General features: G+C 29.4%; 8 protein-coding genes. 7 read left to right on the top strand and 1 reads right to left on the bottom strand.

Going from position 1 to position 6,710, the window contains the following annotated elements:
• The first annotated feature begins 80 nt into the window (after positions 1 to 80).
• The 3 genes from KPL44_RS22535 to KPL44_RS22545 all read left to right on the top strand — a co-directional run bounded on the left by KPL44_RS22535 (position 81) and on the right by KPL44_RS22545 (position 2,634).
• Positions 81 to 1,388, top strand: a complete 1,308-nt coding sequence (locus KPL44_RS22535; RefSeq protein WP_216255208.1) for an alpha-glucosidase/alpha-galactosidase — start codon at positions 81 to 83, stop codon at positions 1,386 to 1,388.
• A gap of 68 nt (positions 1,389 to 1,456) precedes the next feature.
• Positions 1,457 to 1,843 (top strand): VOC family protein, encoded by a 387-nt coding sequence (locus tag KPL44_RS22540; protein WP_216255211.1) that lies wholly within the window; start codon positions 1,457 to 1,459, stop codon positions 1,841 to 1,843.
• Positions 1,844 to 2,037: 194 nt separating this feature from the next.
• Complete coding sequence (locus KPL44_RS22545) at positions 2,038 to 2,634, top strand: maltose acetyltransferase domain-containing protein (RefSeq protein WP_216255217.1); 597 nt, start codon at positions 2,038 to 2,040, stop codon at positions 2,632 to 2,634.
• Positions 2,635 to 3,319: 685 nt separating this feature from the next.
• Here KPL44_RS22545 and KPL44_RS22550 read toward each other — a convergent pair.
• Positions 3,320 to 3,778 carry a hypothetical protein gene (locus KPL44_RS22550; RefSeq protein WP_216255218.1) on the bottom strand — a complete coding sequence of 153 codons (459 nt, stop codon included), beginning with the start codon at positions 3,776 to 3,778 and terminating at the stop codon, positions 3,320 to 3,322.
• A 378-nt stretch (positions 3,779 to 4,156) separates the two neighbouring features.
• Here KPL44_RS22550 and KPL44_RS22555 point away from each other — a divergent pair, with 378 nt between their 5' ends.
• The 4 genes from KPL44_RS22555 to KPL44_RS22570 all read left to right on the top strand — a co-directional run bounded on the left by KPL44_RS22555 (position 4,157) and on the right by KPL44_RS22570 (position 6,336).
• Entirely contained in the window at positions 4,157 to 4,519 is a 363-nt protein-coding gene (locus tag KPL44_RS22555; RefSeq protein WP_216255219.1) for a hypothetical protein, read from the top strand.
• A 1-nt stretch (position 4,520) separates the two neighbouring features.
• Positions 4,521 to 4,997, top strand: coding sequence for a flavodoxin family protein (locus tag KPL44_RS22560; protein WP_216255220.1), 477 nt, complete (start codon positions 4,521 to 4,523; stop codon positions 4,995 to 4,997).
• A gap of 332 nt (positions 4,998 to 5,329) precedes the next feature.
• The gene (locus KPL44_RS22565) at positions 5,330 to 5,809 is read left to right on the top strand and encodes a hypothetical protein (RefSeq protein WP_216255221.1); all 480 of its coding nucleotides are present in this window, start codon (positions 5,330 to 5,332) and stop codon (positions 5,807 to 5,809) included.
• Between the two features lie 320 nt (positions 5,810 to 6,129).
• A complete protein-coding gene (locus KPL44_RS22570) occupies positions 6,130 to 6,336 on the top strand; it encodes a glucosaminidase domain-containing protein (RefSeq protein ID WP_216255222.1) in 207 nt (68 codons plus the stop codon).
• The last annotated feature ends 374 nt before the right edge of the window (positions 6,337 to 6,710 follow it).

Genomic DNA, 6,710 nt, shown 5'->3' on the forward strand with positions numbered 1-6,710 from the left:
TTTTATAATAGATAGTGTTAGTATTAAATTTATATTTATGAGATATTTATACTGATAATAAATTATAGAAGGTGGATATTATGCCAAAAATTACTTTTATGGGTGCTGGTAGCACAGTTTTTGCTAAGAATGTATTAGGCGATTGTATATTAACTCCCTCTTTACAGGATTCTGAAATTGCTTTATATGATATCGATATTCAAAGGCTAAAAGACTCTGAGGCTATGTTAAATAATATAAATTCCAATAATAATGGTCATGCTAAAATTAAATCATATACAAATAGAAAAGATGCTCTTAGAGGTGCAAATTATGTAGTTAATGCAATTCAAGTTGGAGGATATGATCCATGTACTATAACCGATTTTGAAATTCCAAAAAAATATGGTCTTCGCCAAACAATAGCTGATACCTTAGGCATTGGAGGGATATTTAGAGCCCTTAGAACAATTCCTGTAATGCTTGATTTTGCAAAAGACATGGAAGAAGTTTGTCCCAATGCCTGGTTCTTAAATTACTCTAATCCCATGGCAATGTTAACAGGTGCAATGTTAAAAGCCACTTCAATTAAAACTGTAGGACTATGTCATAGCGTTCAAAAATGTGTACCTGACCTTCTAAAATCTCTTGATATAGGTGTTAATGCAGAAGATGCACAGTGGAAAATTGCCGGCATTAACCATCAGGCTTGGTTATTAGAAGTTACCAAAAACGGTAAAGACCTTTATCCAGCATTAAAGGCAAAAGCTTTGGAAAAACAGTTGCAAGGCAAGCATTCTGATATGGTTAGATATGAAATGATGCTTAATTTTGGATATTATATTACAGAATCCAGTGAACATGCATCTGAATATCTCCCATATTTTATTAAAAGTAAATATCCTGAACTAATTGAAGCTTTTAATATACCATTGGATGAATATCCAAGAAGATGTATAGAGCAGATTGAAAAATGGAAAAAGATGCGTAATGATATGGTGGAGAATAAAAATATACAACACACAAGAACCCATGAATATGCTTCTTATATAATGGAAGCTATGGAAACCGGCAATCCATATAAAATTGGTGGAAATGTACTAAATACAGGACTTATAACAAATTTACCTACTGAAGCAATTGTTGAGGTTCCCTGCCTAGTTGACAGAAGTGGAGTGATACCTACATATGTTGGTAAACTTCCACAGCAGCTTGCGGCATTAAATAGAACAAATATAAATCCTCAGCTTCTTACTATTGATGCTGCACTTACAGGTAAACGAGAATTAATTTATATGGCTGCAATGCTTGATCCTCATACATCTGCAGAGCTTTCAATAGATAATATTAAATCTATGTGCGATGATCTTATTGAAGCTCATGGGGATTGGTTACCAAAATATAAATAGATGCTCAGAAATTATAATTAGCAATAATTTATTTTAATACTATTTCTATTATACAAGGAGGAATTAATATGAAATTTGATCATGTTGCTTTTCAAGTATCAAATATGGATGATTCAATTGAATTCTATACAAAAAAACTTGGTTTTAAATTTAATTTTAGGTCAATTAATGAAGCTGAAAAAGAGGAATATGCATTTCTCGAACTAGGGAATGCTCGTATTGAATTGATACAAGACTTAAAAATTACATATCAAAAACCTGAAATAAGAAAGCCATATTGTCCTCATTTTTGTATAGAGGTTCTTGACATGGGAGTAGCAGTTGAAATGTTAAAAAAATATAATATGAATATTTTAAGAGGACCATTAGAGGTAGCAGGAGAAGAAAGCTGGGTCTACTTTTCTGACCTAGATAATAATATTTTAGAGTATATCCAATGGTATAAGAAAAAATAAGGTATTTTTAATATAGGATAGCGTACGCAAAAATGATATTTCTATGTAATCTTTTGGCCAAAACCGTACATTCATTTTTTGGTACCCAATTTACGGTAGTAATGGTTAATTAAATAAATATTTGTGTCGCAACATTAAAAAATGCGAGACAATTAATTGAAATAGATATTATAAATTATGGAGGGGAGGATATTATGACAATTAGAGAGAAAATGAAAAATGGTATGTTGTATGTAGATGTGGGTGAGGGACTTGACGAGGAACGCATACGGTGTAAAGAATTATTATATGATTATAACAATACACGTCCAAATGAAGAAATAGAAAGGAAAGATTTGCTAAAAAAATTATTGGGCGATATGGGTGAGGATATTTGGATTGAACCACCAGTTCATATGGCTTATGGTACGAATGTGCATATTGGTAATCATTTTTATGCTAATTTTAATCTTGTAATTGTAGATGATATTGATGTTTATATAGGTGAGCATGTAATGATAGCACCTAATGTAACAATAACACCAACAGGACATCCCGTTGATCCAAATCTTCGCAGACCAGGTACTCAGTTTTCAATTCCCGTAAGAATTGGTAACGATGTATGGATAGGTTCAAATGTAGTGATTTTACCAGGCATTACTATAGGGGATAATTCAGTTATAGGTGCTGGAAGTCTTGTCACTCATGACATTCCTGAAAATGTAATTGCTGTAGGAAATCCATGCCGTGTATTAAGGGATATAAATGAACGTGATAAAGAATATTATTATAAAAACAGAAGGGTTGATTAATTTTAATATAATTAATAATAATTCAAGTGACAGGTTTCGAGCATAACCTACATTAAAGTTACATCGCAATGTTCTTAGAAGGCGCACTTAACAATAGTACGCCTTTTTTATTTTGGATAGTTATGGTAATTATCATATTTAAGCTGACTTGCCAATTATCTAAGATGCAATAATAAGAATAAGTAACTCAATTGGATATGGGTTTACTTGTGTCGATATAAATGAATAAATCTTACCAAACTATTTTTCCACCCCAAAATTTTTAATGTTATAGATTGCAATTAAGATTTGTGGAATCATAAATATTAATATTAAGTAATGTTTGTCTAATAGTTCACAAATAATTGCTAATACTGAAAAAATAATTATTACAATGTTCCAGAATATATTTGTTTTTTTACTCATACTAAGTCTACAGCCCATTGATTTTATTTTTAAATTTAATATGCTATATTTTACAAGTATAACATCAAATATTTATTCAATTATACTACTATTTACTTATCCAAGAGTCAGAATAATAATGATTAAATGTATGAAAAAGTGTCAAAAGTTCGTATTATATCAACTTAAAGTTCGTTTATTATTTAGTGAGGTTATGGAAGCTTGTCATATAGCCAGAGTTAGTTTTTCGGATAAAACACGAAGTCTGACATAATTTTTTTGAAACTATATATAACGTACTTTAATACCCAATGTCCTCTGCAATTTTTGAAAGTGAATCCCAATTTTTCTTATCATTAGGATTAATACTCATAAAATACAAACATCTTTCTATAGCTTTTGCTTTTTCAGTAAAAGCTATCATTCTATTATTAGATTGTGGTGTAGCATGCAGTGCAATGGACATGTAAAGTTTAGTTAGTGCAGTTGAACTTCCAGTTTTATTTTCAACGTCAGCATAGGATGTAAAAGGTAATATAGACATAGCTGTATGTAAACATGCAGATGCCTCCATATAATAAGATATTTTATCTTCCTCATCAAACTTACTGTAATCAATCCCAAAGGAAGCTTCAACTCTACGAATGCAATTTATAAATATATCATTTGCTTTATTCTTTTGTATTTGTTGATTAATTAAAGTGTAAGTTCCAAACAGAAAACTGATTATCATAGATATTATTAATAAACGTTTTTTCAAAATAATTCCGCCTTTTTATTTAATGTATTTTCACATGATTCATCATAAAACACAACACAATTACGACTAATTATACCATAATTACCATAGGTTAAGTATACTTGGAATTCTTTTGAAATGAGTAGTAGCCACAAAGTGAATGTAACTCAATTGGTATTGTGTTACTTTAACTTTGACTCTACAGTTGTTTCTCCCTTTATTTTTATTTCTAATTTACGGTAAAAACAGTATAATTAAATGAATATTTGATGTAATAATAAACGACTAAAAATACCAAATGAACGTACACGAAATTGATTGAAAAAACATAAAATTAATTAGTGAAACTCAAATCCCAAAACAGAAGTTAAAATAAAAACTGGTAACTATGTTGCGAAAATGTATGTTATTAATAATGAAAATGGCAATTCATTTAGGTGGGATATTGGAATATCTAACAAAAATATAAAAAATGACATAATTGAGAATAAAACAAACAAAATCCACCTTAAAAATTTTAGAGATGCTATTTTTAGTATCGTTAATAACGAAGGCTATATCTTTTATACAAGTGGACTTTTTATTTATAGTTTAGTGGTTTTAGGTATATTTTGGAATGAAGATCAATTAAAGAAAATTAAACTAATAAGGGTTTTATTAATATGTATATCCATATGTTTAGCTTATAAAATTATTATGTCAGCATTTGATTTAAAAATATTATTTAAGAATGCTGAATATTATTATTACAAAATAAGATGAATTGATTGGCGTATTTTGCCCAATAAATGATGCTTTAAAAGCAATATTCAAAAAAATTGAGGAATCTGATGCTATTATTCTAGGTTCTCCAATTTATATTGGCACTGTTTCTGGTGAAATGCACTCATTTATGGAACGTTTGCTATTTCAGTATTCAGAATATAGTAAAGAGACGCAATCTCTTTTTCCTAAAAAAATTCATACAGGTTTTATTTATACCATGAATGCTACTGAAGAAAATGTGAAAACAGTAGGATGGGACCGTAGTATAGATTTCAATGAGTTTATGTTAAAAAGAATATTTGGGTATTCAGAAACTCTACTTAGTTTTAATACCAGTCAATTTGATGATTATTCAAAGGTAGTATCATCAAGTGTCGATCTTGCATCAAAGGCCCAAACACGTAAAGAACAATTTCCAGAAGGTTGTAATAGCGCTTTTGAAATGGGAGTCAGATTTGCAAGAGACAAAGAATAAGAATGAAAAAATAAAATGTCGTGAAAATTTTCACGACATTTGTTATGTGCCTATATCTAGCCTATATCCTCATTCATGTTCTTTTGATATGCAACACGGCTCTATTTTACTGCATAAAAGGTATCTAATTGAGAATATACACTCCTTTTATGCATGATTTTTCGCTTTACAATATATTGAATGTAACAAGTTAACATATTTATCTAGCACTTAATGGTACAATATTCCTAACGGTTAAAAAAATAAATGAAAAAAATGAGTATGCATTTGTTGTAATAAATCATAGAGGTATTTCTCAGGCTATTATTTTTGAAATGAGGAAGGTGTTAATAATGAAATTAAAAATAATTGGTACCATCGTTGGAATAATTGAATTAACTATGATGTTATTCATCACAAAACACTTCTATAAAGGAGCTTCTATATTTCCGACTGCATGTATTTTATCATTCTTAGTATTGCAAGCTGCTTTTTATAATAGGTTATCCAGTAAGAGCCCCCAAAAATTGACACAGAAAATAGTAGTAATTAATATTCTCTTAATGATTGTATCTTTTGCTTTGTTACCAAAGTATACCTATGTTGAAGCTAAAGCTATTGCACAGAACAAATATAAAAATGAATTAGATCATTTTGTTGAATTTAAATCATATTCTGATAATTCTCTGTTTATTAGATCTGATAATATTAAAGATATATTTGTGCCACATAGATTTTATTATTTTTCTTTTGTTAAAAATAATGGTGAGAAAAAATATATTATGATGAATCCTTCAACAGGCGAGATTGTAGAGTTAAAGAATCCAATGTGATTTTACAAATCTTACAATTGCATTATAGTTAGGAAAGCTATTAATTGATAATAATCACAGTTGTAACAAAAATCGAAAAGGCATACAATATAATATAAATTATATTGTATCAAAAGTATCCATTTAAAAGCGTAATTGCTCAGTTAAATTTAACTAAATGCTTAACAGCACATATAAACCAATGTTTTTAAAAAAATCTGAATGTAAATCAAATGCCATTATATTCCTTTAGCTTTATTTAATAAAATAATCTTCTCCAAATCTCAAAACATCTCATTTCCTCCATATATATAAGTAAAACCCTAAAGGAGGAATCAAAAATGAACAAAACCCAAATAATAGAAAGTCTAATCCCAGGAGCTTTATTATCCTATAAAAAATACAACATCCTTCCATCCCTAACCATAGCTCAGGCAATACTCGAAACAGGCTGGCTGCAATATGTTAAAGGTAATAATATCTTTGGTATCAAATGGACAGAAGGTTGTGGATACGAAGTTCAAGAATTTAACACTCATTTTATGTAACACAAATATTAAAAGTAGCTAAGATTAATCTTAACTACTTTTTCATTTTTCTATTCTATAAGATCATTTTAGATTATCCTTGGATTTTTCATTACTCTCAAATCCATTGGGCGCTGTTGTTGTAATAACAGCCTTCCCTATTTTAAATGTACTCCTACCTATGGTGCAACAGAAAAGCAAATTGTGGTTACAATTTGTTCGCGATCCACGTAGGATTTTATGAGCGAAGTGAATTTGCTAATATAAATTAAAGGGATGTAGCACTTTGAACTGCCCCCTGTCAAGTAGACAGTGGAAATAATTAAAGATTTCAAGCAAGGCGTCTATCATTTGGTAGGCGCTTTGTTTATGCTGCATTACCTAATAGATATCGC

This window comes from Clostridium sp. DSM 17811, from assembly GCF_018861905.1.
Lineage (GTDB): Bacteria > Bacillota > Clostridia > Clostridiales > Clostridiaceae > Clostridium_AD > Clostridium_AD frigoriphilum.

Excerpts from the sequence above, each read along its gene's own strand:
- KPL44_RS22555 (WP_216255219.1), top strand. The coding sequence starts at position 4,157 with ATGTATGTTATTAATAATGAAAATGGCAATTCATTTAGGTGGGATATT.
- KPL44_RS22545 (WP_216255217.1), top strand. The coding sequence starts at position 2,038 with ATGACAATTAGAGAGAAAATGAAAAATGGTATGTTGTATGTAGATGTG.
- KPL44_RS22535 (WP_216255208.1), top strand. The coding sequence starts at position 81 with ATGCCAAAAATTACTTTTATGGGTGCTGGTAGCACAGTTTTTGCTAAG.
- KPL44_RS22565 (WP_216255221.1), top strand. The coding sequence starts at position 5,330 with ATGAAATTAAAAATAATTGGTACCATCGTTGGAATAATTGAATTAACT.
- KPL44_RS22540 (WP_216255211.1), top strand. The coding sequence starts at position 1,457 with ATGAAATTTGATCATGTTGCTTTTCAAGTATCAAATATGGATGATTCA.
- KPL44_RS22570 (WP_216255222.1), top strand. The coding sequence starts at position 6,130 with ATGAACAAAACCCAAATAATAGAAAGTCTAATCCCAGGAGCTTTATTA.